General features: G+C 46.7%; 29 protein-coding genes and 1 pseudogene. 22 read left to right on the top strand and 8 right to left on the bottom strand.

What is annotated here, in order from left to right; genetic code table 11:
* From RID53_RS12215 to RID53_RS12230, 4 genes and pseudogenes are all read left to right on the top strand, one after another.
* Positions 1-672: pseudogene (locus RID53_RS12215) on the top strand (IS5/IS1182 family transposase); the annotation flags it as partial.
* Positions 673-1,078: 406 nt separating this feature from the next.
* Entirely contained in the window at positions 1,079-1,792 is a 714-nt protein-coding gene (locus tag RID53_RS12220; protein WP_446388367.1) for a hypothetical protein, read from the top strand.
* Positions 1,722-2,126: a hypothetical protein gene (locus tag RID53_RS12225; RefSeq protein WP_446388368.1), complete on the top strand. Its 405-nt coding sequence runs from the start codon at positions 1,722-1,724 to the stop codon at positions 2,124-2,126. Before RID53_RS12220 ends, RID53_RS12225 begins: the two co-directional genes overlap by 71 nt.
* Positions 2,123-5,017: a CHAT domain-containing protein gene (locus RID53_RS12230; protein ID WP_446388369.1), complete on the top strand. Its 2,895-nt coding sequence runs from the start codon at positions 2,123-2,125 to the stop codon at positions 5,015-5,017. The genes RID53_RS12225 and RID53_RS12230 overlap by 4 nt, the downstream gene beginning before the upstream one ends.
* 315 nt (positions 5,018-5,332) lie before the next feature.
* On the opposite strand, the gene RID53_RS12235 is transcribed toward RID53_RS12230, so the two are convergent.
* Positions 5,333-5,854 carry a hypothetical protein gene (locus RID53_RS12235; RefSeq protein WP_446376731.1) on the bottom strand — a complete coding sequence of 174 codons (522 nt, stop codon included), beginning with the start codon at positions 5,852-5,854 and terminating at the stop codon, positions 5,333-5,335.
* Positions 5,855-6,141: 287 nt separating this feature from the next.
* Here RID53_RS12235 and RID53_RS12240 point away from each other — a divergent pair, with 287 nt between their 5' ends.
* From RID53_RS12240 to RID53_RS12265, 6 genes are all read left to right on the top strand, one after another.
* Positions 6,142-6,606, top strand: coding sequence for a hypothetical protein (locus RID53_RS12240; protein WP_446376733.1), 465 nt, complete (start codon positions 6,142-6,144; stop codon positions 6,604-6,606).
* A 241-nt stretch (positions 6,607-6,847) separates the two neighbouring features.
* Positions 6,848-7,867, top strand: coding sequence for a hypothetical protein (locus tag RID53_RS12245; RefSeq protein WP_446388370.1), 1,020 nt, complete (start codon positions 6,848-6,850; stop codon positions 7,865-7,867).
* 63 nt (positions 7,868-7,930) lie between these two features.
* Positions 7,931-8,161, top strand: coding sequence for a hypothetical protein (locus RID53_RS12250; protein WP_446388371.1), 231 nt, complete (start codon positions 7,931-7,933; stop codon positions 8,159-8,161).
* A 219-nt stretch (positions 8,162-8,380) separates the two neighbouring features.
* Positions 8,381-9,973 carry a polyamine aminopropyltransferase gene (locus tag RID53_RS12255; RefSeq protein ID WP_446388372.1) on the top strand — a complete coding sequence of 531 codons (1,593 nt, stop codon included), beginning with the start codon at positions 8,381-8,383 and terminating at the stop codon, positions 9,971-9,973.
* 310 nt (positions 9,974-10,283) lie between these two features.
* A complete protein-coding gene (locus RID53_RS12260) occupies positions 10,284-10,874 on the top strand; it encodes a DUF4178 domain-containing protein (RefSeq protein WP_446388531.1) in 591 nt (196 codons plus the stop codon).
* A gap of 149 nt (positions 10,875-11,023) precedes the next feature.
* Positions 11,024-11,227, top strand: coding sequence for a DUF2949 domain-containing protein (locus RID53_RS12265; RefSeq protein WP_446376741.1), 204 nt, complete (start codon positions 11,024-11,026; stop codon positions 11,225-11,227).
* 95 nt (positions 11,228-11,322) lie between these two features.
* Here the strand turns inward: RID53_RS12265 and RID53_RS12270 are convergent, their stop codons facing one another.
* From RID53_RS12270 to RID53_RS12280, 3 genes are read right to left on the bottom strand one after another with little or no spacing between them, the layout of a single operon-like run.
* On the bottom strand, positions 11,323-11,526 hold the full coding sequence (locus tag RID53_RS12270; RefSeq protein ID WP_446376743.1) for a hypothetical protein: 204 nt from the start codon (positions 11,524-11,526) through the stop codon (positions 11,323-11,325).
* Positions 11,527-11,528: 2 nt separating this feature from the next.
* Complete coding sequence (locus RID53_RS12275) at positions 11,529-12,215, bottom strand: Uma2 family endonuclease (RefSeq protein WP_446388373.1); 687 nt, start codon at positions 12,213-12,215, stop codon at positions 11,529-11,531.
* A gap of 36 nt (positions 12,216-12,251) precedes the next feature.
* Entirely contained in the window at positions 12,252-12,722 is a 471-nt protein-coding gene (locus RID53_RS12280) for a hypothetical protein (RefSeq protein ID WP_446388374.1), read from the bottom strand.
* Positions 12,723-12,841: 119 nt separating this feature from the next.
* Here RID53_RS12280 and RID53_RS12285 point away from each other — a divergent pair, with 119 nt between their 5' ends.
* From RID53_RS12285 to RID53_RS12320, 8 genes are all read left to right on the top strand, one after another.
* Complete coding sequence (locus RID53_RS12285) at positions 12,842-13,054, top strand: helix-turn-helix domain-containing protein (protein ID WP_446388532.1); 213 nt, start codon at positions 12,842-12,844, stop codon at positions 13,052-13,054.
* A 535-nt stretch (positions 13,055-13,589) separates the two neighbouring features.
* The gene (locus RID53_RS12290) at positions 13,590-14,615 is read left to right on the top strand and encodes a serine/threonine protein kinase (protein ID WP_446388375.1); all 1,026 of its coding nucleotides are present in this window, start codon (positions 13,590-13,592) and stop codon (positions 14,613-14,615) included.
* A 28-nt stretch (positions 14,616-14,643) separates the two neighbouring features.
* Positions 14,644-15,963 carry a serine/threonine protein kinase gene (locus RID53_RS12295; protein WP_446388376.1) on the top strand — a complete coding sequence of 440 codons (1,320 nt, stop codon included), beginning with the start codon at positions 14,644-14,646 and terminating at the stop codon, positions 15,961-15,963.
* A 57-nt stretch (positions 15,964-16,020) separates the two neighbouring features.
* The gene (locus RID53_RS12300; RefSeq protein ID WP_446388377.1) at positions 16,021-16,794 is read left to right on the top strand and encodes a Uma2 family endonuclease; all 774 of its coding nucleotides are present in this window, start codon (positions 16,021-16,023) and stop codon (positions 16,792-16,794) included.
* 272 nt (positions 16,795-17,066) lie between these two features.
* Entirely contained in the window at positions 17,067-17,537 is a 471-nt protein-coding gene (locus RID53_RS12305) for a dual specificity protein phosphatase family protein (protein WP_446388378.1), read from the top strand.
* A 362-nt stretch (positions 17,538-17,899) separates the two neighbouring features.
* Positions 17,900-18,991 carry a DUF362 domain-containing protein gene (locus tag RID53_RS12310; protein WP_446388379.1) on the top strand — a complete coding sequence of 364 codons (1,092 nt, stop codon included), beginning with the start codon at positions 17,900-17,902 and terminating at the stop codon, positions 18,989-18,991.
* 35 nt (positions 18,992-19,026) lie between these two features.
* Positions 19,027-19,440: an element excision factor XisH family protein gene (locus RID53_RS12315; RefSeq protein ID WP_446388380.1), complete on the top strand. Its 414-nt coding sequence runs from the start codon at positions 19,027-19,029 to the stop codon at positions 19,438-19,440.
* Positions 19,428-19,763: an element excision factor XisI family protein gene (locus RID53_RS12320; protein WP_446388381.1), complete on the top strand. Its 336-nt coding sequence runs from the start codon at positions 19,428-19,430 to the stop codon at positions 19,761-19,763. Before RID53_RS12315 ends, RID53_RS12320 begins: the two co-directional genes overlap by 13 nt.
* Before the next feature lie 69 nt (positions 19,764-19,832).
* On the opposite strand, the gene tsaD is transcribed toward RID53_RS12320, so the two are convergent.
* Complete coding sequence (tsaD, locus tag RID53_RS12325) at positions 19,833-20,888, bottom strand: tRNA (adenosine(37)-N6)-threonylcarbamoyltransferase complex transferase subunit TsaD (RefSeq protein WP_446388533.1); 1,056 nt, start codon at positions 20,886-20,888, stop codon at positions 19,833-19,835.
* Positions 20,889-21,319: 431 nt separating this feature from the next.
* Here tsaD and RID53_RS12330 point away from each other — a divergent pair, with 431 nt between their 5' ends.
* The 4 genes from RID53_RS12330 (at position 21,320) to purH (ending at position 24,017) form a co-directional block, all read left to right on the top strand.
* Entirely contained in the window at positions 21,320-21,814 is a 495-nt protein-coding gene (locus RID53_RS12330) for a Photosystem I reaction center subunit III (protein ID WP_446388382.1), read from the top strand.
* Between the two features lie 57 nt (positions 21,815-21,871).
* Entirely contained in the window at positions 21,872-22,000 is a 129-nt protein-coding gene (gene psaJ, locus RID53_RS12335) for a photosystem I reaction center subunit IX (RefSeq protein ID WP_006099310.1), read from the top strand.
* Between the two features lie 135 nt (positions 22,001-22,135).
* Complete coding sequence (locus RID53_RS12340) at positions 22,136-22,357, top strand: hypothetical protein (protein ID WP_446388383.1); 222 nt, start codon at positions 22,136-22,138, stop codon at positions 22,355-22,357.
* Positions 22,358-22,454: 97 nt separating this feature from the next.
* Positions 22,455-24,017, top strand: coding sequence for a bifunctional phosphoribosylaminoimidazolecarboxamide formyltransferase/IMP cyclohydrolase (purH, locus tag RID53_RS12345; RefSeq protein ID WP_446388384.1), 1,563 nt, complete (start codon positions 22,455-22,457; stop codon positions 24,015-24,017).
* 101 nt (positions 24,018-24,118) lie between these two features.
* On the opposite strand, the gene RID53_RS12350 is transcribed toward purH, so the two are convergent.
* From RID53_RS12350 to psbN, 3 genes are all read right to left on the bottom strand, one after another.
* On the bottom strand, positions 24,119-24,742 hold the full coding sequence (locus tag RID53_RS12350; protein ID WP_446388385.1) for a hypothetical protein: 624 nt from the start codon (positions 24,740-24,742) through the stop codon (positions 24,119-24,121).
* 180 nt (positions 24,743-24,922) lie between these two features.
* Complete coding sequence (locus RID53_RS12355) at positions 24,923-25,153, bottom strand: DNA-directed RNA polymerase subunit omega (RefSeq protein WP_006099459.1); 231 nt, start codon at positions 25,151-25,153, stop codon at positions 24,923-24,925.
* 142 nt (positions 25,154-25,295) lie between these two features.
* Positions 25,296-25,427 (bottom strand): photosystem II reaction center protein PsbN, encoded by a 132-nt coding sequence (gene psbN / locus RID53_RS12360; RefSeq protein WP_006099531.1) that lies wholly within the window; start codon positions 25,425-25,427, stop codon positions 25,296-25,298.
* Positions 25,428-25,429 lie beyond the last annotated feature (2 nt).

Consider the following 25,429-nt stretch of genomic DNA (forward strand, 5'->3'; position numbering starts at 1 on the left):
ATACGTCAAGTTAATCGTTTAGAATTAGTTGGCGAAACCCTAAGAGCCACACTGAATCAAATAGCTAAACTTGCACCGGAATGGCTACAAGAAATTATATCAGAAGACGGGTTTGACCGATACAGTGAGCGATTTGAGAATTATCGGTTACCCAAAGAGAAAACCAAACGGGAAGAAATAGCATTGTTAATTGGCAGGGATGGACACCATCTCATGGAAAAGTTATGGAGTGAAGATGACCCACAAGCCGAAAAGTTGCGTCAAATTGAGAGCGTAGCCACCTTAAGACTGGTGTGGATTCAACAGTATGTATTTATAGAGGGAAGATTGTTATGGAGGAAAAAAGAAAAAACGGGATTACCTCCCAACTCAATCTCGATTGAATCGCCCTATGACACGGAGGCAAGAAAGGGAAAAAAAAGAGAGAAAACTTGGACAGGATATAAAGTTCACTTGACGGAAACTTGTGACCCGGACACGCCAAATATAATTACCAATGTAGAGACAACGGTAGCGACAACTCCCGATGGTGTCTTGACATCATTAATTCATCATAAATTAGCCGAAAAAGACTGGCTACCGAGGGAACACTATGTGGATGCTGCTTACGTTGATTCCTATCAATTAGTGGAAAGTCATCAAGCTCATCAAGTTGAGCTTATGGAGTGTTAAAAGCTCAAACTCGGATAAGTTCATTTGCCCGCCTACGCAGGCAGTACGCTTAATCAATCTTAGCTATTTTGAAGAAATATATTATATCTATATATTTATCAATGCCGAGAGAGGAACGCAATTTATACGCCTCAATTTGAGGGTTGTTTAGATGCGCCCTAAACTGAAGTATTTTCGGACAAATATACTAAATCCAGCATTAAGCTTTATGCCGTAATAGTTTTAGCGTTCATCCCCAAACATACATAAGTAACCCGCAGCTTGGTATTCGCGATCGCGCTATTATTGGTAACCGACATTCTTAGGGAGTTGAATTAACACTATATCAAGGTTTCTACGGCAAAATACTTGTAAGGCTCCCCATATTGTTCCCTACCCAAATCCGAATGGATTTAAATTTGAGACGGTGCAGCCCGGAGCGATTATTAATGCGGGTGATTTAGAGGTATCAGAAGGACAGAATCTTGCGCTGATTGGTGGCGGGGTGCTGAGTACGGGGAGTTTGACAGCACCAGACGGTAATATTTCAGTGATGACAGTACCGGGAACGAGTCGGGTACGGTTGACTCAAGAGGGACAGCTTCTGAGTTTGGAGGTTGAATTACCGACAGATAATCAGGGGAATTTGTTGGCGATTGAACCGTTAATGTTACCGGAATTGTTGACGAATGGGGGTGTGGTTGAAGCGACGAGAATCACGGCGGCGGATGTGGAAGCAGAAGCTGGAGATATTGTTGTTAATCAGGTAACAGGATACACAGCAACGTTATCGGCTGAAGGGGATATAACCTTAGTTCCGGTTGGGGAAGGCGTTGCACCTTCTTTGGTAACAACGGGGGATTTAAATCTATTGGCGAAGGATACAGTATTGGTAAGGGATAACCACACCAGTCCTTTTTTAGCCCAAGCCGGGGGGAATCTTTATATTCAGGGGAATAATGGAATTGATATTCTGGCGCTGAATCATCCAGACACCCCGTTTGTGAGTGGGGGAAATCTGAGTTTAGTCAGTGATGGCAAGATTTCCAGAGATGCTCATTTTACCAGTGGTGGTAATATTTCGATTCTCAACTTATCTGGAGAACCAATGGGCGAGGAGAGAATCAGAAGATGCTGGTAGTGCTGGCAACATTACTATTACCAGTCAAGCAGGTTCAATAGATATAAGTGGTGGAAAAATAGATACTGATGCTGGTACTGGTTCTCCCAACGCCAATGGTGGTGATGTCACAATCACTGCATTTGGTGACATCATTACAGGTGACATTGAAGCAAGAGGTGAATTAAGCGGTGGAGAGATTAACCTCACTAGCACCGGAGGCGGTATCGATACCAGCGTTGGCACTTTATTTACATCCTCAGATAATGGTGACGGCGGTTTAATCACCCTTGAGGCTGAAAACGATATCATAACCGCCACGATAGAATCCTCTGTCGGTCAAACGCCGGAGTGATAAACACTAGCGCTGGTACTCTATCAACAGTCTCTGGTAGCCAAAGTGGTGCAGTCAGTCTGGAAGCGAGTGACGATATTATCACAGGTAATATCAACTCATTTGGCGAATTAGGTAGTGGAGATATTGATCTGATCAGCAATAGGGGTAGTATTAATGCTACTGGAGGTTTTCTAGATACATCTTCTGTGGATGGTCAAAGCGGTAATATTACTCTTGAGGCTTCAGCAGGTAGCATTACCATAAATACCGTCAAAGCAGGTTTAAGCGCCACCGATACAGGTACAGGGAGTGGCGGAAATATTACCTTTAAAGCAGGTGGAGATATTATCGCCGAAGCAGACATCTTTGCAGGTGTACGCTTTGGCGAAGGCTTTGGGGGGAATATTACAATTACCAGCAGTAATGGCAGTATTAATACTAGCGCTGGAACCCTTAACTCATCCTCAGAAAATGGCGCGAGTGGCGCGATAGTTATTGACGCGGCTGACGAGATTAACGCCAGTGAAATTGATGCGAGTTCTACCAATGGGAGTGGCGGTAAAATTGACCTCTCGGCTGGAAATCAGATCACAATTAGCGACGCGATACGATTCGGTTCAACTGACAAAGGTGGCGATAGTCTAACCCTGAATACTCCGGGAGACATTACCCTCCCCGAAACCCTTTCTATCGGTGGTGCGGATATTATCGCGGGAAATACTAATCCCCTGAGTAATCTTGTTTTCTCTTCAGATGAGAGTCTCAACACCGAGGGAGGAAGTCTTTCTCTTACCTTCGCAGAGGGTTTCAGCTTAAATAACGCTATCTCCACTAGAGGCGGTGATTTGAGCGTGATCGGCGCTAAAGCGCAACTACGAGCGGGCGCGATCGCACTCCAATCTCCTATCGATACGGATGGCGGTACGATTACGATAACCGGAAATACCATCGACGCGATCGCAGCCACTCTGGATTCCTCTTCTACCACTGGCGCAGGCGGTAATATTTCCCTGATAGCGGAGAATAACCTATTGGCGGGAACCCTCGACACTTCAAGTACCACGAGTGTTGGCGGTGATATTAGCCTGGAAAGTCAAACAGGTGCAGTCGAAAGCGGTGACTTAATCGCAACGGGAGAAACAGGGGGGGGAAATGTTACCGTTACAGCACGCGATCGCATTATTACCCAAGAAATCAATACCAGTTCATTATCAGGAAATGGCGGAACTGTCAAGTTAGACCCCGAAAATGGGATTCAAGTTACCCTAATTGACGCCCAAGGGGGTACAGAAGGAACAGGCGGAACCGTTGATATTACCACCGAACAATTCTTCCAGGCGACTGGCACATTTAGCGACCAAAATAACATCATTGCCAGCATTTCTACGGCGGGGGGTGTTGGTGAAGGGACAATTATTATTCGCCATGATGGTGGAGCCAGAGGAATATCCTTTGATGTTGGTGATGCTACGATAAACGGTACGGCTGGAGCCTTAACAACCAGCGCCAATAACTCAATCTTACCCTTCCAATCCTTTCCGGGTCCCTACAGCAAAGGTGCGATTCAAATTATTACCACTCTCGACTTTCTACAACAATTCCAAGACTTATTACCCCAAGCTGAACCGCCGCAATCTCTCACCGTTACACTGAACCGTCGCGGTTTCCCCTTAGAAGAATTATTTACCCGCGAATTTGAACAATATCTAGGAATCTTCAATCCTTCCGTTAGCAGTTTAAGGCAAATTCGGATAACCTTGAGCAAGATTGAATCCGCCACAGGTCAAAAACCCGCTCTAATTTATACCGTCTTTTACCCCACCCGAATTACACCAAACTCCGGTTCTTTAACTAATCCCGTTCCCCAAGATAATGACCAACTGCAACTGGTTGTCGTTACACCAACTGGGGAACCCATCTTTATGCCCATTCCCGGTGCAACTCGCGCTACTGTTCTAGCGGAAGCTCAAAAATTACGCCGTGCGATTACTAATCCAATTACACGCAGTACCAACCGTTATTTAGCCCCAGCCCAACAACTGTATCAATGGATAATTGCCCCAATTGAAGACCAATTACAAACCCAAGGGATTCAAAATCTCAGCTTTATCATGGATGGGGGATTGCGTTCCATTCCCTTACTGGCTCTCCACGATGGGGAACAATTCCTGATTGAAAAATATAGTGCGGGTTTAATGCCTAGTATCAGCTTAACCGATACCCGCTATCGCGATATTAATGACTTCCAAGTTTTGGCAATGGGAGCCTCTGAATTTACCGACGCCAACCCCTTAAAAGCTGTCCCGGTAGAATTAGCCGCGATTACCCAAGAACTATGGCAAGGAGAATCCTTCCTCAACCAAGAGTTTACCCTGGAAAACCTAAAACAAGAGCGTCAACTACAACCCTTTGGGATTGTCCACTTAGCCACTCATGGTGAATTTAAATCGGGACGCCCGGAAAACTCTTATATTCAGTTATGGGATACCAAACTACGCCTTGATCAACTGCGTGAGTTAAAGTTGTATGAACCCACAGTAGAATTATTAGTTCTAAGTGCTTGTCGCACCGCCGTGGGGGATGAAGAAGCGGAATTAGGCTTTGCGGGATTAGCGGTACAAGCGGGGGTAAAATCGGCACTGGGGAGTCTCTGGTATGTCAGCGATGAAGCGACATTGGGATTAATGACCGAATTTTATCGTCAGTTAGAGACAGCACCGATTAAATCCGAAGCGCTGCGACAGGCGCAACTAGGAATGATTCGGGGAGAAGTGCGGTTAGAAGAGGGGAAATTATTGGGGAGTGGGGAGAGTATTACGCTACCGCCAGAATTAGCAGAGATTGGGGATAAAGACTTATCTCATCCCTATTTTTGGTCAGCGTTTACGATGATAGGTAGTCCATGGTAAATAAGTAGGGTCTGCTGAATACAGCAGTTTGCTCTGCTATGCGGTACATTGTCGATCCCCCTAAATCCCCGTGCCAAAAAAGCGAAGCATCCTCTGGTTTCCCCGTGCCAAAAAAGCGAAGCATCCTTTTGCTTCCCCCTTAAAAAGGGGGACGGGAGGGGGATCTGAAGGGGGACTTTGATCTACTGTATTTTATTACAGCGCAAAGAGCTGTAAGTCTTGTGGGAGGATAGGGAGCAGGGGAAGCAGGGGAAGCAGGGGAAGCAATGTAGAGACGTGCCATGGCACGTCTGGGAACAGGGAACAGTTTTAGGGTTAAATTCCCCACCATAAGAGTCCACCCACTAATGCAGCAATAACAACCAGAGCCACCCAGATAAACTGATTATCTTTGGTATTAACCGTACTCAGATCGATCGCCTCCGGTTCAACTGACTTTTTCAAACTGGGATTGCTTCTAGTCACCCCACTACCTCGGCGATCTCTAGGATCACTTTCAGAAATAGCACCTAAATCAGGAATCTTGGTCATCCATTCTTCGGGTCGCTTGAGTTGGGGGGCTTGGAGGATGTAGAGTAAGCCTGTGGACTGTTTGCGAATCTCCAGGTCAGGATGCTTGGTTAATTGCTGACCGAGGGCGATCGCTTCAGTTTGCTGTCCGGCGGCTTCATAAGCTGTAACTAGCCACATTTGCGCCTCTCCGCCGACGCGAGAATTGCGGTTGATCAAGGTGCAGGCTTTTTCGAGATGCTTCACCGCCGTGCGATAGTCCCCTCGCTCAAAGGTAGCTTGTCCGGTTTGGTATTCGATGCGGAATTGTTCTTTGTCATTGGTCATTGGTCATTGGTCAAAAACTTGACATCATTATTTAGACACTAAGTTAGTGCCATTGGATGAAGTTGTATCTGGCTGTTGGGTTGTATATTGAAATTACACGAAAACCTGCCGGAATTAAAGCGCTAAGGAACTAATGGGTCAACCTGATATTCGCGTAAGGTTGGACTGACATCCGTATTCAGCTTGGATAGGTACACTGATAAGGGAATAGGATTGCCGGATACAGGATAAATTTTGCGCTTCACTAAATCGCTGACTCGCTATATAACCTATTTTGAGGTGAAATAATGCTGAAATTTTCTCTCCTGCAACACCGTTGGCTGAACATTATGCTCACGCCTTTAACCGTGGGAGTCGCTTGGATGATAGTGGGGGATAGCGCTGTAGAGGCTAGACCCATTCAGTCATCACGCTGTTCTTCAGTGATTTACGGTAGCCCAATTCCAGCGCCAGTGCCAGTTAATCCAGTCACCGGACGACCTTGTACTTTTTCCTCTGGAGGTTCATCCTATCGCAATTATCGCGATCGCGACTATCGTCGATATAAAAAACCGATTCGGGGAACCATTCGTGATTCTACGCTAATTAACCCCACGATTATCGATTCCACGATTTCCGATTCTGTCCTGGTTGACCCTGTGATTATTGATACACCCCGGTCTACCAGACGCCGATCGCGATCCGGTAGAGTCCGCATCCAACGCTCAGAGGTGATTGATCGCTCTTCGGGAATCCGGATTCGGATTCGGTAATCATTCCTAACGATAGAATTGTACTAAGTAGTCGGACTTTCATTAAAGTTTACGGTTAAGATTAGGGAACTCACGGGCAGGGAACAGGAACAAGGACTTGAGGTTTTTTACAATTCTTAACTCAGCCCAACGAACTTTATATCCAGGTACTTACGCTAGTTTCTCCGATTAAACAGAAGCAGCAATAGACTGAGACGACGTGTTTCAGTTCTCTAGACGATTTGAATTGAACTTCAAGCCAATGCCAGTTACTACCAAAACTCAGCGAACTAGTCGTTTTATCGATCCCTGGTCTTATATTGCTCTGGGAGCAGCAGGATTAGTGCTACTGGCATTGATGGGGTCTCAGTTTTTCTATAAAAAGCTGGTATCGGAGAGGGTATCTGTTGAGCCAGAGGCATCGGTTGAACTCGAGTCGATACAACTCGAACCTCGGCTGGTTGGTGCGTTGCGGATTGATGTGAGAGCATTGCTGCCAAGCAATACCTGGGTGATCTACGAAATTCAAATTCTTGACCAAAATGGAGACGTGATCGCCTCAGCAAGGAAGGAAGCCTGGAGTGAGTCGGGGACGTGGTACGAGGATGGAGAGTCAGGGAGTTGGTCGGAATCGGATTTGCAGGGAGGACTCGACGTTCAGGCAAAGAAAAATGAGCAAATAACCGTGGCAATTGCCGTGTTGGGGTATGGTAACACCTCTGGACAAGAACTCGAACAACCTGTGGGATTTAAGGTGACAGTGGAAAATGGGGTGGTTGATACCCGCTATTTGTGGTCAGGTTTAATCGGTTCGACAATTCTGGGAATTATCGCGATCATTGCCACACCCGTGTCAGGGAAAACCGCGATCGCGAAAACAATTCAGGATAGCGATCCCAGTGGACGCGCTACGGTGGGAGGGGCTGATCAACTCGTGCGGGTCAAGATCAATGTTAAAGCTGACGAAACCTCACCCCGACAACTCACCGCCCGTCTGGTGATTAATGATGCTTATGGGGAACAAGTCTATGCCCGTGCTATGCCTATGCATTTCATCTTGGGAACAGAAGATACCAGGAGGCATCAACTCCAATGTTTTTTCACCTTAGACCCTCGCAGTTCTTATGGGTTTCATGTCGAGGTGACGCCAGATGCACCCGTGGATCAGACCAAGCTGACGGTGCGCGATCGCAACCACACTCTTGTTCCCGTTGAGGTTGTTCATATTCGCCCATCTCCTTTATCGGATTTATCGGATCATCCCCAAGATAAACATGCCTGATCCAGCACTCGTTCACTGTCTGAGTGAGAACTCAAAACTCTGTTTATTCTAGGAGTTTAACTAATGTTAACTAAGATTTTTGCTGGGGCTGCGATCGCGATCGCCCTCTTGACAATTACAGCCGGATATACTCAGCGTTCTGCCCTCGTCCTACGATCCGAGAAACAGGATAACTATTGGCCCCGACATGGAACAGGATTATCGGGCGATTATCGTGGCGGAACCTGGATTATTCTACCCAATCGGTCATCTTATAGGGGGTTTCGTGGCGGCGGTCCAAGTGCAGGAAAATAGGGATTCGTCATTTGTCATTTGTCAAAACACTGATTTCACGGATTTATTGGAGAGATAGGGGTAGGGAGGTGAGAGCTTATTGACACTGATTACACAGACAAGGAAAGTTCTCTCATTTTCCCCATCTCCCTCATCTCCCTCATCTCCCCCAGCTCCCCCATCTCCCCCTGTTCCCAAGTCCTTGACACACATTGATAACTGATGACTGACTAAAAATTCATGGCAGATCAAGGAGTCTCAACAGACAACTCCAATGTTGAACCCGTCACTCAACCCCCGGTTTCATCATTAAATCGGCTGCAACGTCGGCTACTTTTGGCGGCGGCGGCGGTTTCCTCTAGCTGTGGATTAGCGGTTGAACTTTTACTGGGAACCCTGGCTAGCTATTTAGTAGGGAATCAAGCGCTGTCTTTTGGAGTAGCCGTGGGTGGCTTTTTAGCCGCCATGGGGATTGGCTCTTACTTAAGTCAGTTTATCGCCTCCAAGTCCCCTCCTTGGCTCCAACAACGCCAACTCCTGGTGGCATTTGTTCAGGTTGAACTGCTAATGGCTCCCCTGACAGCATTATTACCCTTAGGACTATTTGCCCTATTTGTGGTAAACGGTTTCCTCTGGTTGGGATTATTCCTGGTCACTATATTACTGGGCATTTTAGCGGGTTTAGAAGTTCCCCTACTGACGCGAGTGCTGGAATTAGAGGAGGGAGTGCGGGAGGCGCTGGCTGGGGTTTTGGCGCTGGATTATGTCGGCGCGTTGTTGGGTTCGCTGCTGTTTCCCGTCTTGCTATTACCGCTAATTGGCTTATTTCCCGCCGCTTTTGTGCTGGGCGCATTACCCGCCTTTATGGTGTTTGCTATTGGACAGCAGTTTCCTCGGCTGCGCCGTTGGGGATATCTAGGCTTAGGTTTAGGCGTTATTCTGACATTATCCGCACCCGCCGCGATTCCCATCAGTAATCGGCTGGAAAATACGTTGTATCAAGCCCCGGTGATTACCCGGATTCAATCTCCCTATCAACGGATTGTCTTGACGCGCCGAGGACAAGATTTGCGATTGTTCTTGGATGGGGATTTACAACTGTCCACCTTGGATGAGTACCGCTACCATGAAGCCTTAGTACATCCGGCGATGAGTGCGAGTCAGAATAGGCGTCGTGTGCTAGTCATGGGTGCAGGGGATGGGATGGCGCTGCGGGAAGTGCTGAAGTGGGAAGAGGTGGAACAGGTGGTGCTGATTGAGTTAGATGCTGAAGTGGTCAAGTTAGCCGAGTCTCATCCCCAGTTGGTGCGGTTAAATGGGGGGGCGTTAACTGATCCGCGTGTTCAGGTGATTAACGGCGATGCTTTTGTTACAGCACCTACTTTAAATGAAACCTTTGATGTCATTATCGCCGATTTTCCTGACCCTGACCGAGAAGTGCTTGCCAAGTTGTATTCTGAAGGGTTTTACCAGCGTTTGTTACCGCGACTGGCAGAGAATGGCGTTTTTGTCACCCAAGCATCGAGTCCTTTTTTTGCCCCAGATGTTCTAAGCTGTATTGTAGCAACGCTATCGGATGTGGGATTATCAACTCATCCTTATGTGGTGGGTGTTCCCAGTTTTGGACCCTGGGGTTTTGTTTTGGCGTCGCGGCACTCGATTCAAGCGGATAGGTTGACATTATCGGTGTCAACGCGCTATCTGACTGAGCCGATTTTGCAGCATTTATTTGAGTTGCCTGGGGATGTCCAAATAGGAAATGTGCAGGTAAATCGCCTCTCTCATCCCGTGATTGTGCGGTATCAATCTGACCCTCGTTGGGCAGCCTATTAATCATTAGTCAATTGTAGGGGCGGGTTTAGGAACTACACTCAGCTATTGGTGAAATAACTGAACAATGAAACCCGCCCTAGCTAACTATTGCCCATTGCCTATTGCCTAGCGCGTAGCGCTATAACTGAACAACTTGCACCCGCCCTAACTAACCGATAACTGTTCAACAAAACCTGCCCTTCGTCGTGTAGGGGCGGGTTTAGGAACTACAGTCAGCTATTGGTAAAATAACTGAACAACGAAACCCGCCTTAGCTAACTGTTAAACAAAACCTGCCCTTCTCCATAAGTAGTCAGTCATAAGTCAGATGATGGTATTTGTTTGGATTGGAATTATTATAATTATTGCTACGGCTGTGGTTTTGCTAGTCCTTCAGCAACGGGGACAGTTATCAGGGTTCGGTGAACGTGGGCGTTTACCCTTGGAAGAACGTACCGTTTTTACCCTGGAAGTTGGTGATATTGTCCAGTACATGGGGACAGATTGGGTAGTGGAGGGAAAACTGACTTACAATGTTGGCGACTATGCTTGGTACGAGTATTTACTGCAAGATGGAGAGCGTATTTGTTGGCTTTCTGTAGATGAAGATGACCGAGTAGAAGTGGCATTGTTAGAGCCAACGCAGCAGTTAGAAGTGAGTGGAGAACCTCCCAAGCAGTTAACCTTTGACGGTGACATCTATCGCTGTGTAGAATCGGGTGTGGCAGAAATGACACGTACAGGTACAACATTGCACCGCACAGCAGAACGTTGTCGATATTTTGATTATGAAGGTTCTGAGAATAAGGTTCTCTCGATTGAAGAGTGGGATGGTGATATTGAAGTCACTGTGGGAGAGCGTATTAATCCGAGAATGCTGACACTTCTACCGGGAACAGGTGAACGTTTGTATGGAAGTTAAGGCAATGGTACTGACTGGTATGCTGGTGGGCAATGCCCACCCTACGGTACTATCATGCAGCACTAGAATAACTCTAATGGGTGAGGTTTTTTGATCCCCGTTAGATGTACCTTACTACTAACAAGAGCCAGTATCCCACACCCAAAACCATGAAATCCCCAGCACTTGACAAGTTTATTCACTTTTTACGAGAAGAGTTGGCGATCCCATCGTCAGCAATTTCCTTAGCCTTACGCCATCAGGAAGAGAGTCCTAATCTATTACCGATGACGTTGTGGCAATACGGACTCATTTCATTAGAGCAATTAGACCGAATTTTTGATTGGTTGGAAACGGCACAGGTTACACTGTAAGTCCTCTTTCTCTAACCTGCTATGGTACGGCTATGTTAAGGATTTATTGGTGCGTTACGCTCCGCTAACGCACCCTAAAATTTGGCTGTAAATACTTATAACTGGGGATTGGGTTTTTTTAACGGCTTTGGCAATGGCACGTCTGGAGAATGCTGCGCTTGATCAAGCTTATAGCCTTCAACTTGAAGTTGTTGCACGAATTGGGTTGACTCAAAATGGTTCGGTTGTGTTGACGTTGGCGACTGTTCTTGTCCTTGACTTTGGCGTCGAAGTTGTTTGAGTTTCGCTTTTCGTCCCATGATTACTCCCTCGATAAGGACTTAATAAACATCTGATGTTCTGCTGTGGTTATCCCCTGTTGGACGATCTCCAATACCTTGGCTAAATTTCCAGCAAGTAAGGCGGATTGTTTTAACCACAAGCCAGGAAAGGTTTCACTACAAATAATACCATTTTCATTGGGTTCTAGCTTGATATATGTACCCTCTTGTAACTTAAACCAATCGAATTGCTGATCGTACACCCGCCACACTAAATACTCTTGTACCTGATTGCGGCGATAAACGTTAAGTTTGTCATGTAAATCGATGGAAGCGGTACTGGCGGCAATTTCTACAATCAATTCTGGCGCACCTTCGACATAATCGTCATCGCTGATGCAGGATTGTCCTCCTACCTCAATCCTCAATAACGCATCGGGTTGCGGTTCGTTATCAGTATCCAGACGTACCGTTGTATTGTCTGCTAATCCGACTCCGGGAGTTGTTGCCCAGTAGTTACCCAACCATGTCATGATTCGAGCATGAGGTTCTCCATGTTTTCTCAGGCGTAACGGTGATGCCATATAAACGATTCCTTCGATTAATTCCGCTTTTTTCACCTGGGGCATAGCATGGTAGCGGCGCTCAAATTCGATGCGGGTGAGTTTATCGCCGTTTTCCAGGGGAGGAATAGGTAAGGTTGACGCGATCGCACGTTGATCTATCATGATTTTGTTCTCCTTGAGTTAAGCCAGATTCAGCCGTCAAAAGTGACGCCACCAATATTGTTCTAACTGATACCGTTGGCGCAGGTGTTGCAAGGCGGCTGTTGATAGCAATCCTTTGACAGTAGCCACGAATTGCCCCCACGCTAGCAACTGCGATTCACTCGTTGCTCGGTTGAATTGGAATCCATAGAATGTTGTCCAAAATTCAGGGGCAATTGGAGATTTCCAGCGCTTACGCCAACGCACCATATCTTGAGGGGTGGGGGGTTCGGCTTCCAGGATTGGTGGAAAGTCGGCGTAGCTAACAAATCGACTCAACCCTTTACCGTGAACATAAACGATATGCTGCCAGCATTCGATGCGATAAACCTCGTCAGGAGACAGGTTAAACAGTAAGGCGACTGTCTCTACAGTGACGAATCGTGCCAAGGGGTGACGGGTGGAGGATTTATAGTTTAGTTTTGACGCTCCAAAGATGGGCGTTTTTGTGGTATGTGTTGATAACATAGAAATTACATCCCATTTAATGGGACATTGGCGCGATCGCTCCACAGTTTTCCAGGCTAGAGGGCGATCGCTTTTTCAGATTCTCTCATTAAACGATGCAACTGCATCATTTGTCAAGGATGGGGTTAGTTAGGCTAAAGATTCGAGAACTCGCACAAGAGAAGGGATGGACGTTGAAGGAAGTGTCCGACCGTTCCGGTGTAATTTACAGTACGGTGAGAAGTTATGCCCGTCGTCCTGGAATGTCAATGGTCGATTATACTGCCCTCTATAAGTTGGCTCGCACGTTTGATGTGATGGTTGAGGATTTGGTTGAGATTTTAGAGGAGTAGAATTAAGCAAAGCGTAATTATTTCTGATATCACTGAATAGCTAACTGGAATCTTGCACTGAACCTTTAATCATTCTCTACACCTGTATGTTTTCGGGTTTCAGTGGTGTTTTAGGTAGTGAGCAAGATGCTCACACTACAAAAAATTGGCACTTCTTGATATTAAGATTTAAATGCTGAATAGCTTCCCTGGCTAAGGGCGCACGTCGGTCATTGGTGTCAACTTAAGCTCAACCCCTCTCCCCCAGCCCCTCTCCCACGCCGGGGAGAGGGGAGTAAGAGCATCCGATCCCCCTTCTCCCGTGCAACAAAAGCGAAGCATCATCTGTCCTCCCCCCTCTTGTAGGGGGGAACGAGGGGGGTCGGGAGAAGGGGTTAGGGGATGAGGGGGAAAATGTCAAGGAGTAGATAGCCACAGTTTAAAACCTTGCCAGCATTGACTTTCACCTTAAGTTGACACGGATGCACGTCGGTGCGCCCCTACAGTCTCTGACATACTGTGTCAAAATTAACCTAAGTTTTGAGAATGGCAAACCATGGTTTGGGCGACAGGGGATGCGCTTTATAACGGTAAGTACATCTTAGAGAGACAACTGGGACAAGGGCGTTTGGGGATTACCTATCTGGTGCGGGATAGAGATGATTGTCGCTGGGTGATCAAAACCTTGAATGATGCACTCCTCAATTCCCTCACCCCACAAGAACAAAACCGATTGGAAACTAAGTTTTGCCAGGAAGCCGTCAAACTCAGAGGGTGTAATCATCCTCATATTGTCAAAGTCCGAGATCTTTTTAAAGAGGGGAAACGGTGGTGCATCGTCATGGATTATGTGGATGGGATGAGTTTAGCCTACCGCGCCCCGAAAATGCTCCCCGAAGCCGAAGCCCTCAATTATATTCAGCAAATTGGTGAGGCGCTGATTGAGGTGCATGGGAATGGTTTGATTCATCGGGATGTGAAACCGGGTAATATTATTCTCCATGTTCGTGACGGAAAAGCGGAAGCCGTTTTAATTGATTTCGATTTAGCGCTGGAGTTTGACTGTGAGGTGACTTCAGTGCGGACAAAAGAAGCCTCAGACGGGTTTGCGCCAATGGAACTCTATTCCCGACTGGCTGAGAAACCGGGAGAATATACGGATGTTTATTCGTTGGCGGCGACGTTGTATGAACTGTTAACCGGACAAAAACCTGTGAGTGCGATTAAGCGGAAGCTAGATCGAGAGCGATTAGTCCCACCAAAAGAGTATAACGATCAGATTCGCGATCGCACAAATCGGCTGATTCTCCAGGGTATGGGATTAGAACCCAAGCAGCGCCCCCAGTCGATGCGAGAATGGTTAGATTCGCTGGGGTTGAGCAGTGAAGATTCTCCTCCAGCACCCACGCCACCGCCTGCTAAGAGAGGATTAACCTTAGAGCAAAAACTTGCGATCGCGGGGTTGATTGTAGCGGTGCTAAGTTTAATTGTGGCATTCTTTGGACCCTTGTCAGACTGGATGGATCGGTTAAAGCCTCAGTCACCCCCGTCTCCTACTCCATCATCGACGATTTCGCCATAGACAATTCTAGAATTATTTCAAAATAGCTATGGTTTGGGCAACAGGGCAAAAATTACAAGGCGGTAAATATGTAATTCAAGGAGTTCTGGGACAAGGTGGTTTCGGAATCACTTATAAGGCGCGGCACGTATCTCTGAATCATGATGTTGTGATTAAAACGCCTAACGAATATCTGCAATACGAGCCAGATTATCACAAGTATGTGGCTCGATTTATTGAAGAAGCACAGATATTAGCCCGACTATCCAGAGATCCGCATCCCTCTATTGTCGGAGTGCATGACTTGTTCCAAGAAAAAGCAATTTACTGCTTAGTGATGAATTTTGTGGAGGGGAAAAATTTGTTTGAGTTAGTTAGGCGCAGGGGAGCGATACCTGAAGCGGAAGCGGTGAGGTATATTTGCCAAATTGGGGAAGCGTTGGCTGTAGTGCATCAGGTAGGGTTGACTCATCGAGATGCTCATCCAGGAAATATTCTATTGCGGCAAAATGGCAAAGCGGTTTTAATTGATTTTGGTATTGCTAAAGAACTGGTTCCCTCGACATACACGTCAACAGGAGCAGTTGGTAATGAGGGATTTGCGCCTTATGAGCAGGTACACCGGGGAAGTCGGGAGCCAAATGTCGATGTTCATTGTTTAGCGGCAACGCTGTATTATACACTGACAGGTCAATGTCCTACTAAGGGTTTGGATCGCAAGCTTTATCAGCAACCTTTGATTGAACCTCGGCAAATTGTTCCAGGGATTAGTAAGCAGGTGAATCGGGCAATTCTCAAAGGAATGGCGTTGGAGCCAAAAAAGCGTCCCCAGTCGATGCAGGCTTGGTTGAAGTTGCTGGAAATTCCAACAGTTTTAACTCCGCCTCCAGTTCACGAGCAAGAGTTTTTTCGTCCTTCAGCTAATCAGACTTCTAGGCAACCTTTTAGAACAGCAAGTACTCGAAAAGCAAGAACTATTCCGTGGGTTAGGCTTACGGTAATAGCAGGATGCTACCTAGGGATAGGCTTTTTCTTGGTTGAGGTTGGGGCTGTGGCGGTGGCTGTGCTTGGGGCTGTAGCTGCGGCTGCGGCTTGGGCTGTGCCTGTGGCTGCGGCTGTGGCGGTGGCTGTGCTTGGGGCTGTAGCTGCGGCTATGGCTGGGGCTGGAGCTACAGCTGCGGTTTTGCTTGGGGCTGTGGCGGTGGCTGCGGCTGCGGCTGTGCCTGTAGCTGCGGCTGGCGCTGGGGCTGGGGCTGGGGCTAAGGAGAAGTTACAAGAATCCTTCAGCAAGTTTCACACCTTTCTAATTTTACTGGGAACCTCTTGGTTAGGACTTGGATTAGGATGGCTTTTGGGTTCAATATTCTAGTGAGAAACTCAGCCGTTAAGACTAAGATACAGTTAGAGCTGTTATCCCCAGGTTCCGATGACTTCTACAGCTAACCCACCAACCTTTCCAAAAACCCTACCTGACCATACTCAATTACCAGAATCTGATGGTACATTTGGGAACAACTTTCAGGAGCATCCCCAAAGCATTCTTTTAACTGATTCCATCACATCTGTACTGCAACAATATCATCCAGATGGGCAATATTGTATTGGTCAAGATTGCGGGATTTACTGGCGTTTGACTGACCCACCCGAAACAGGAGCCGAAGCACCGGACTGGTTTTATGTTCCGAATGTACCGCCTACGTTAAATGGTCAAGTACGGCGGTCTTATGTATTGTGGCAAGAATTAATTCCACCCCTGATTGTTTTAGAATTTGTCTCAGGAGATGGCTCACAGGAACGAGATAATACTCCTTTATCCCGAACTCAAGAACCGGGAGCAGAAAAACCGGGAAAATTCTGGATATATGAACAGATAATTCGTCCAGCGTATTACGGCATTTATGAAGTGAACCGCGCCAGTGTTGAGGTTTATTGTTTAGTTGCAGGTCAGTATCAATTAGTAACGGCAAATGAACGGGGTCATTATCCGATTTCACTGTTAGGTGTTGAATTAGGAATTTGGCAAGGTCGATATCAAAATACAGAATTGCCGTGGTTACGTTGGTGGGATTCTGAAGGTAATTTATTGTTAACGGGTCATGAACAAGCCCAACAGGTTCAATCTCAATTAGACCAAGAACGTCAAAGAGCCGAGCGATTAGCCGAACAATTGCGAGCCGCAGGAATTGAACCAGATTTGTGAGTTGATGTTTCGTAGCATTTCACCCTCATCCCCTAACCCCTTCTCCCATCGAGGGAGAAGGGTAACCGGAGTAATTAAGGATAAAAAATGTAGTCAGATACACTTAGGATATAATCTATGTGTAGTGGCGTGGCACACCTTAATTGGTGGATTAGAATTGTAGGGACGCACAGACGTGCGCCCAATTTAACCATCAATCTATTGCATGATTATAGTCGGACAATACGTGGATTAAACTAGACCTATCGTTGAAATTCCAAGACAAGAACAAAATGTATTGTATTAGACCGTGGTTGTACGTTGGCAACTATAGAGAAAGTCTAAATTATGACTTGCTCCAGCATAACCAAATTGGTGCAATGTTACACCTAGCTGAGGATGTACAACAGCCTAATATTGTCTCCCGTTATATTCCCGTTGAAGATGGTCAACCGCTGCCGTTTGAACAGCTTAAATCAGGTGTTGAGTTTGTTCGCCAGGAAAAAGCCAAGAGTCAAACTGTGCTAATTGTTTGTGGTTCTGGAATCAGTCGTTCCAGTTTATTTGCTGTAGCCACTTTAAAAGAAGAAGAAAATCTGAGTTTGCTGGATGCATTTCGGCACGTTCAGATTAAACACCCACAGGCAAATCCACATCCAAACCTGTGGAACTCCTTATGTGAGTATTACAATGAAACTATTTCGTACAAAACCATTTTGAAACTGATCCTGCAAGCCAAATTTGGTAAGCTATCACACATTTAAATTGGGTATAGGATCGCACCAATCGCCTTGGGTTAAAACCCAAGACTAAAAGCGAAAGTCGTCTAAAGACGACTGTAGAATATCGTGTCCGGTTGAATAGTTACATTATGGTGAAGGCAAAGCATAGGGTCAAAATTCGATGAAATAAGTAAAGTATAAAAATGGCAAAATATACGATAATAATAATGGTTTATATAGACCTGATACACGAGTTTTAGTCCACTTTAGTGGACTTGAGCTTTTAGCCAAGAACTTGAGTTCTTGGCGAATGGGCGGACTGATTTAAAATGGTACAAGATATCAACAGGTTTTAGCACTGAGCCAATTTAATTCAGAACTGTTGTTTTTGAACTCAAGCCACCATGCAACCCAATCACTCCACTCGCAAATACAAACGACGCCGTGTTCTACGTTTAGCCGCACTCGCTGCGGGAACCTCAATTCTGCCTGCGGCTTGCAGAACCGGGAATTCCACCTCGCCAACACCTGATACAGCCGTTGATGCAACCGTTCCCACCACCACACCCACCCCCATCGCCCAGTCTCCATCCGGTAATGTGAGTAAAGTGGTTCTGGTGCGTACTGATGACCGAGTAGCAGGAACTCAAAAAGCACTGGATTTGCTACAACCCGAAGGACTTTCCGATCGCACTGTCTTCCTTAAGCCTAACTATAACACCGGAGATCCCGCCCCAGCCGCCACGGATACTCAACTCCTAGAGGCGCTAGTGCAAGAGTTACAGACGGCTGGAAACCAAGGAATTACCATAGGCGATCGCTCTGGGATGGCAAATACTCGTCAAGCCATGGAACAAAAACAGGTGTTTCAATTAGCAGATCGCTATGGCTTAGAAACGATTGTTTTTGACGAGATGGATGCGGATCAATGGCAGTACATTTCCGCCGAGGGAACCCATTGGCAAAAAGGGTTTGCCTTTGCTCGTCCAATTTTAGATGCAGGCGCAATTGTGAATACCTGTTGCTTGAAAACTCATCGTTTTGGCGGTCATTTTACCCTGTCGCTGAAAAATTCCGTGGGGATGGTTGCCAAATATGTACCTGGGGATTCGTTTAATTATATGCAGGATTTACATTCCTCCCCTCACCAACGAATAATGATTGCTGAAATTAACCAAGCCTACAAACCTGCACTGATTCTATTAGATGGGGTAGACGCTTTTGTCAATGGTGGACCCGCCTCTGGGAAGAAAGTAAAAGCCGAGGTAATGCTAGCGGGAACCGATCGCGTGGCGGTTGATGCTGTCGCCATTGCCATCTTGCGATCGCTTGGCACCACTGACGCGGTTTCTAGTGGTTCAATTTGGCAGTTAGAGCAAATTCAACGAGCCGTAGAATTAGGATTAGGTGCTAGCAGCGCCGAACAAATCGAACTGGTAACGGCGGATAGCGCGAGCCAAACCATGGCAGATCAAATTCGTCAACTCTTAACATAACTGAAGAACAGAAAGTCATAGCAAAGGGATGGGTAATGGCAAAAGATCTATTTCACGATGTTGTCAAAGAGGCTCTCCTTGCAGAAGGATGGCAGATCACCCACGATCCTTTTCCCATAGACTACGGTGATGTGCAAATGCAGATTGATTTGGGTGCTGAGCGCTTACTCGCTGCCGAACGAGATGCCGAAAAAATTGCCGTAGAAGTAAAAAGTTTTATCAATCCCTCAGCAATTTCTGAATTTCACACTGCTGTTGGACAATACCTCAACTACCGTCGGGCACTGCGAGTACAAGAGCCAACCCGAACACTTTATCTGGCAGTACCCAGCCAAACCTATGAAGAATTCTTTCGCCTCAGATTTATTCAAGAAGGGGTAATAGAGTATCAACTTTATTTGGTTATTTATGATCTAGAAGATAGGAGGATTGTGCAATGGATAAAGTGAGCCAATATCGACAGATTGTTCAAGACATACTAATGGCACATAGCCAAATCAAACCTGTCTATGGCGAAATCGAGATGGATGTTTTGTTCGATCAAGATCGAGATCATTATCAAGTTTTACGCACTGGATGGCTTCAAAAAAAACGTGTATACGGCGCCCTGATTCATATTGATATTAAAGGAGAGAAACTTTGGATTCAGTATGATGGTACAGAAGTCGGCGTAGCTAATGAACTTATTGAATCCGGTATTCCTAAAACAGATATTGTCCTAGCCTACCATTCACCTTTCGTTCGCCAGTACGACGGTTTCGCGGTTAGTTAAACTGAAGTTCCCCCCAGAACAAAATAACGGAAACATTGACTGGTCAAGGTTTCAGCGCCTTCCTTTGTCCTAATCGCCTGTTGACTGTTGGTACAATTCCATAACCTTGGTAATCGGTAACCGTGACTGCACACCAATCGTTAGGGGAGAGGTATGTCCCCGATTCAGATGATCCGCCGCCGCACAACCAATCATGGCAGCATTATCGGTACAATATTTAATCGGTGGAAAAAGAACGCGCAAATTGTGAGCTGACGCCGCCGCTTGTAGGTGCTGTCTCAAGCCACTATTTGCCGCAACGCCACCCCCCACAGCAATTGTAGTTAACCCATAATCGATCGCACAATTCACCGCCCGTTTGGTGAGCGATCGCGCGACGGTTTCCTGGAATGAAGCCGCAATATCCGGAACGGGTAATTCATCCCCTTCTTGCTCCAATTTTTGCACTAACCGTAAGACAGCCGTCTTCAATCCACTAAAACTGGAATCATAAGGATGATATCCGCCACTGGGACGCGATACCCTTCCTTCTGGTAACTTAAAGGCGTGAGGATTTCCTTCCTTGGCTAACCGATCAATCGCCGGACCTCCAGGATAACCCAGGTGTAACAATCGCGCTACTTTATCAAAAGCCTCACCCGCCGCATCATCACGAGTAGACCCCAGCATTTCATAGACGCCACAATCCTTAACATAAATTAAACTCGTATGACCCCCAGACACCAACAAACACAAAAACGGGGGATCGAGTTCGGGTTCAATCAGATAGGTGGCATAAATATGCCCTTCTAAGTGATGCACTCCCAGAAACGGCTTATTATGAACCATAGCCAGCGTTTTCGCCGCCGTTAACCCCATCAACAGCGAACCCACCAAACCGGGCGCACAAGTCGCCGCGATGCCATCAATCGCCTCCCAACCCAGATTCGCTTCGGTTAAAGCTTGAGCGATCGCGGTATTGATCATCTCCAGATGCGATCGCGACGCCACTTCCGGCACAATCCCGCCATAAGGCTGATGCACCGGAATCTGAGATGCCACAACATTACTGCAACAAGTGCGATTCTGCACCACCGCCACGGCGGTTTCGTCACAACTGGTTTCTATGGCTAAAACACAAGCCATCCGCCCATCACCTGAAATACTCAAGTTACATCTTAACTTGTTCAGTAAGATGGTAAAATCCTTTGAAAGGATTCCCGTATAGAAAATAACAGCGAAAACCAAGCTGGCTAGGGTCGGGAATCTGAACACTTTTGTGTAAACAAAAAGTTTTTCTGCCTTGGAAATCAGGGCAACTGCGCGGGTTCTCCCACTTGTCGGAGATAAAGGTTGGATTTCAACCAGAGACGCTGAGTAAGACCAATACATCTTGAGGGTGTGGCGGCATCGGCGAATGAGACGCGAAGCCAACATCATAATCTTTGATTTGATGTTGGTAGTTCACATAAACTTTACTCGGTTCAACCTCTCAGAGTAATATGGCTGGAGTGTACAAACCGTTTCTGTGTTTCGTACATAAAACTTTTGATTTCGTAACAAAAGGAAACAATTCTATGCGACGATTGTTGGCTCTACTTTTCGCCGTTACCCTCTGGTTTAGCTTTGTCACCCCAGCCTTGGCTGATTTTGACCATCTCACCCCCTGTAGTGAGTCCCCCGCATTTCAGCAACGAGCGCAGAACGCCCGTCCAACCACCGACGACCCCGATTCCGGCAAAAAACGCTTTGAGCGTTATTCCGAAGCCCTCTGTGGTGATGACGGACTGCCCCACTTGATTGCGGATGGTCGCTGGAGTCGAGCGGGTGACTTTCTCATTCCTAGCATTCTCTGGCTGTATATGGCTGGCTGGATTGGCTGGGTTGGTCGCGCCTATTTACAAGCGATTCAAAGCGAAAAGAATCCCGAAGAAAAAGAAATTATCATCGACGTGCCTTTGGCAATTAATAAAATGCTCTTTGGTTTTATTTGGCCCCTAGCTGCCGTGCAAGAAGCCCTCTCTGGCAAATTATATGCCAAGGCGGATGAGGTTCCCGTATCCCCTCGCTAATCTAGAGATTGGCAAATTAATTGACTTACCTTACCTATTACGTTCAGGAGAAGTGTGATGCAGTATTTTCTCAAGTATCTGTCCTTAGCCCCGGTGTTAATTGCGGTTTGGCTAACCATTACCGCCGGAATTTTGATTGAGTTTAACCGCTTTTTCCCGGATCTTCTTTTCCATCCGATGCCTTAAGCTGAATGGTGGGTAGAGATTGAGGAGAGAATTTGTTGGTATTGTTATTTGGTGACATCCTCCCAACAGAATTGCCACCACAAGCTATCCAAAAATCCGACTTATAAGGATTAGTTGTAGCCGGAAAACTCGCTATTGCTTCATCGTAATTTTGAGTTTCCAAAAAATAATCCCGTCCCCCTAATTGGCGAGGACGGGGTTTTTGATGAAGGAGTTATCAGTTATCAGTTATCAGGAGATGAGGAAGATGAGGAAGATGAGGAAGATGAGGAAGATGAGGAAGATGAGGAAGATGAGGGAAATTGTGTAGGGGCGGGTTTCACAACTATCTTTGCGGTTACACCCAGATGTAACTAAACCCGCCCCGACTTAACGCATGACCAATGACCAATGACCAATGACGAAACATCCCAAATCCCAGATATCCTAAAGAAGATTGTAATCGAGAAGAGTTATGGCACGTTTAGCCCTGCTGAGTGTATCGGATAAAACTGGACTGGTTGAGTTTGCCCGTCAGTTAGTTACAGAATTTGACTTTGCCTTAATGAGTAGTGGAGGAACCGCCAAAGCCCTGCAAGCGGCGGACTTACCCGTAACTAAAGTATCTGATTATACAGAATTTCCAGAAATTTTAGGGGGTAGAGTGAAAACTCTGCATCCCCGGATTCATGGTGGTATTCTGGGACGGCGTGATGTGGCTGAAGACTTGGAACAAATGGCAGCCCATCAGATTCTACCCATTGACTTGGTGGTGGTGAATTTATATCCCTTTGAGGAAACGATCGCCAAACCCGATGTAACATTAGCCGAGGCGATCGAGAATATTGATATTGGTGGACCTGCCATGTTACGGGCGTCAGCTAAAAACTTTGCCCATCTCACAGTTTTGTGTAAGCCCAGCCAATATGACACCTATCTCGAACAATTACGCCAGCATGACCATCAACCGTCTCTAGAATTCCGTCAAGCCTGTGCGATAGAAGCATTTTCTCATACGGGTGATTACGATCGCGCGATCGCCTCCTACCTAGGCAAAACCCAGGAACCCCTCGACGCAGCCCAGGAAGCACCATCCCTTCCCCAGGATTTTGTCCTCTCTGGAAAGCAACTACAATCCCTACGTTATGGGGAAAATCCTCATCAATCAGCAACTTGGTATCAAACCGGAACCACTCCCACAGGCTGGACAGCTGCAACTAAAGTACAAGGAAAAGAACTCAGTTACAATAACCTAGTGGATTTAGAAGCCGCACGGCGGATTATTACTGAATTTACTGATTTACCTGCGGCGGCTGTTCTGAAACATACCAATCCCTGTGGTGTGGCGTTAGGAGGTACGCTATTTGAGGCTTACGAAAAAGCCTTACACGCTGATCCCGTTTCTGCCTTTGGCGGTATTGTCGCCTTGAATCATCCAATTGACCTATCGACAGCCGGGGCGTTAACCCAAACCTTCTTAGAATGTGTCGTCGCACCAGAATGTGAACCCGACGCCAAAGAGATTCTGGCGAAAAAATCCAAGTTAAGAGTTTTACTGCTACCTGAGTTGCAAAAAGGTCCCAAGCAAACTGTAAAGGTTATTGCTGGCGGGTTACTGGTGCAAGCCTCAGATGATGCGGTAGATAGCCCCGACAACTGGCAAGTTGTGACTGAAAAGCAACCGACACCTGATCAATTAGAGGAATTATTATTTGCCTGGAAGGTGTGTAAACATGTTAAATCTAATGCCATTGTCGTCACAGGCGATCGCGCCACGTTGGGCATTGGTGCGGGTCAAATGAATCGCATTGGTGCGGTGAAAATTGCCTTGGAACAAGCTGGGGAAAAAGCGAAAGGGAGTATTCTCGCCAGTGATGGATTCTTCCCCTTTGATGACTCAGTACGCACAGCGGCTGATGCTGGAATAAACGCGATCGTACAACCTGGGGGAAGTTTACGGGATAAGGATTCGATTCAGGCGGCGAATGAATTGGGTTTAGTGATGGTGCTGACAGGTATGCGTCACTTCTTGCATTAATGTGCAAGCAGGGGGTCAGGTATTTGTAGGGGCAGGTTTTACAGCAAACGGATATCACCAGCTATTTACGTGTTTAAACCCGCCCCTTCTAGAGAAGTCGTTCAACGAAGTAAATCAGCATCCCCAGGTTGAGGTAATCGGGGCTTAGAAGGGCGAGTTGGAGTAGAAGGCGGCGACGGCTGCTGGCTGGGTGCTGAAATTTGGGTATCGGGGCGATTGGGATTATAAATGCTAACCAAAACCTCAATCAAATCCTCTCGCTGCTGGCGCGTCAGCTTTTCTATCGCCGCGCGATCGCCTGCCATCGGATTTTCCGTTAACGTGTTACTACCAGGATACTCAGATTCATTGATATACTCATTCGCCCCCAGATAATCCGCCAGTGTCAGCTTCCAATCAAACCGATAATTAGGAAGACGTCTTTTCTCATACAGGTGATAACGAATCAGGCGACTTGCCAATGTACTCTCTAAATTGACTTCGCCTGTTTCATTGGTGACATACTGGTTTTCTTTGGGAAAATCGGGCAACTGTTCATAAACTTGACGCCAAGTATCCTGCGATCGTATTAATTGGGCGCTAGCGGGTTGGGAACCCATAATTGACAAAACGGGGATAGTCCTAACCCCCGCTTTGCCCCAGCACAAGCCGATACTCGTCAGAATGGCAAGGGTGAACAGCACAACTAAGCGCGTCGCCTTACCCTTCCGTTTCAGTTGGATCATAGTGAATAGGATGATATAGCTGTCGCCATAAAGATTACCCCCTCTCTGGTAGAAGATTACCTATTTTCCTCTTCCCCATCTTCCAGACGTAGCATGCTACGTCTCTACATGCTCCAAGAGCTTAATCGTATCTACGAAGCTGCTCAAGTATTTCCAAGGGCGCTGCACTAGCGCCCACCTTTAGTCCCCAATAATTTCCGGTTGTGTCAATTCATCAGACATCTCAATGATTGCCCGCAGTACTGGCTTCATCATTGGATCATCCAGATTTTCAAAATCTTCGTAGCGACGGCGCTTTGCCCGATTTGCCACTTGCACCGTAATCCGATAGCGGTTAGAAGCAGCGGTGACTAGCTCCTCAGCCCGGTGCATAATTTGACTCGAATCAAACTGGTAACGCCGATGCAGCATAGATTTTTAGTTCCTACAGTAGCAAGTTATCAGTCTAGCATTTTTGACCAATGACTCCCTGTGTTAGCGCCGTGGAGCGAAGCTCTGAAATAAAGCGAAGCTCTGAAATAACTCCCCTCTCTTCAGACCGGAAAGTCAGAGCTTAGTCCTCATGGTCTTCAAATGGATCACTCAATTCAGCCGAAGGCGGACCAAACGCTGTGTAGATGGAAAAGCCAGTGACGGCGATTAGAATCACAGCGACTGAAATGCTAAGAACTATTGCAGGTTCCATTG

The organism is Coleofasciculus sp. B1-GNL1-01, from assembly GCF_040220235.1.
Lineage (GTDB): Bacteria > Cyanobacteriota > Cyanobacteriia > Cyanobacteriales > Coleofasciculaceae > Coleofasciculus.

What these genes read in the sequence shown, in the direction of transcription:
- RID53_RS12235 (WP_446376731.1), bottom strand. Translation starts at nt 5,854, where the DNA reads ATGACCAATGACAAAGAACAATTCCGCATCGAATACCAAACCGGACAA.
- RID53_RS12240 (WP_446376733.1), top strand. Translation starts at nt 6,142, where the DNA reads ATGCTGAAATTTTCTCTCCTGCAACACCGTTGGCTGAACATTATGCTC.
- RID53_RS12245 (WP_446388370.1), top strand. Translation starts at nt 6,848, where the DNA reads ATGCCAGTTACTACCAAAACTCAGCGAACTAGTCGTTTTATCGATCCC.
- RID53_RS12250 (WP_446388371.1), top strand. Translation starts at nt 7,931, where the DNA reads ATGTTAACTAAGATTTTTGCTGGGGCTGCGATCGCGATCGCCCTCTTG.
- RID53_RS12255 (WP_446388372.1), top strand. Translation starts at nt 8,381, where the DNA reads ATGGCAGATCAAGGAGTCTCAACAGACAACTCCAATGTTGAACCCGTC.
- RID53_RS12260 (WP_446388531.1), top strand. Translation starts at nt 10,284, where the DNA reads ATGGTATTTGTTTGGATTGGAATTATTATAATTATTGCTACGGCTGTG.
- RID53_RS12265 (WP_446376741.1), top strand. Translation starts at nt 11,024, where the DNA reads ATGAAATCCCCAGCACTTGACAAGTTTATTCACTTTTTACGAGAAGAG.
- RID53_RS12270 (WP_446376743.1), bottom strand. Translation starts at nt 11,526, where the DNA reads ATGGGACGAAAAGCGAAACTCAAACAACTTCGACGCCAAAGTCAAGGA.
- RID53_RS12275 (WP_446388373.1), bottom strand. Translation starts at nt 12,215, where the DNA reads ATGATAGATCAACGTGCGATCGCGTCAACCTTACCTATTCCTCCCCTG.
- RID53_RS12280 (WP_446388374.1), bottom strand. Translation starts at nt 12,722, where the DNA reads ATGTTATCAACACATACCACAAAAACGCCCATCTTTGGAGCGTCAAAA.
- RID53_RS12285 (WP_446388532.1), top strand. Translation starts at nt 12,842, where the DNA reads ATGGGGTTAGTTAGGCTAAAGATTCGAGAACTCGCACAAGAGAAGGGA.
- RID53_RS12290 (WP_446388375.1), top strand. Translation starts at nt 13,590, where the DNA reads ATGGTTTGGGCGACAGGGGATGCGCTTTATAACGGTAAGTACATCTTA.
- RID53_RS12295 (WP_446388376.1), top strand. Translation starts at nt 14,644, where the DNA reads ATGGTTTGGGCAACAGGGCAAAAATTACAAGGCGGTAAATATGTAATT.
- RID53_RS12300 (WP_446388377.1), top strand. Translation starts at nt 16,021, where the DNA reads ATGACTTCTACAGCTAACCCACCAACCTTTCCAAAAACCCTACCTGAC.
- RID53_RS12305 (WP_446388378.1), top strand. Translation starts at nt 17,067, where the DNA reads ATGTATTGTATTAGACCGTGGTTGTACGTTGGCAACTATAGAGAAAGT.
- RID53_RS12310 (WP_446388379.1), top strand. Translation starts at nt 17,900, where the DNA reads ATGCAACCCAATCACTCCACTCGCAAATACAAACGACGCCGTGTTCTA.
- RID53_RS12315 (WP_446388380.1), top strand. Translation starts at nt 19,027, where the DNA reads ATGGCAAAAGATCTATTTCACGATGTTGTCAAAGAGGCTCTCCTTGCA.
- RID53_RS12320 (WP_446388381.1), top strand. Translation starts at nt 19,428, where the DNA reads ATGGATAAAGTGAGCCAATATCGACAGATTGTTCAAGACATACTAATG.
- tsaD (WP_446388533.1), bottom strand. Translation starts at nt 20,888, where the DNA reads ATGGCTTGTGTTTTAGCCATAGAAACCAGTTGTGACGAAACCGCCGTG.
- RID53_RS12330 (WP_446388382.1), top strand. Translation starts at nt 21,320, where the DNA reads ATGCGACGATTGTTGGCTCTACTTTTCGCCGTTACCCTCTGGTTTAGC.
- psaJ (WP_006099310.1), top strand. Translation starts at nt 21,872, where the DNA reads ATGCAGTATTTTCTCAAGTATCTGTCCTTAGCCCCGGTGTTAATTGCG.
- purH (WP_446388384.1), top strand. Translation starts at nt 22,455, where the DNA reads ATGGCACGTTTAGCCCTGCTGAGTGTATCGGATAAAACTGGACTGGTT.
- RID53_RS12350 (WP_446388385.1), bottom strand. Translation starts at nt 24,742, where the DNA reads ATGATCCAACTGAAACGGAAGGGTAAGGCGACGCGCTTAGTTGTGCTG.
- RID53_RS12355 (WP_006099459.1), bottom strand. Translation starts at nt 25,153, where the DNA reads ATGCTGCATCGGCGTTACCAGTTTGATTCGAGTCAAATTATGCACCGG.
- psbN (WP_006099531.1), bottom strand. Translation starts at nt 25,427, where the DNA reads ATGGAACCTGCAATAGTTCTTAGCATTTCAGTCGCTGTGATTCTAATC.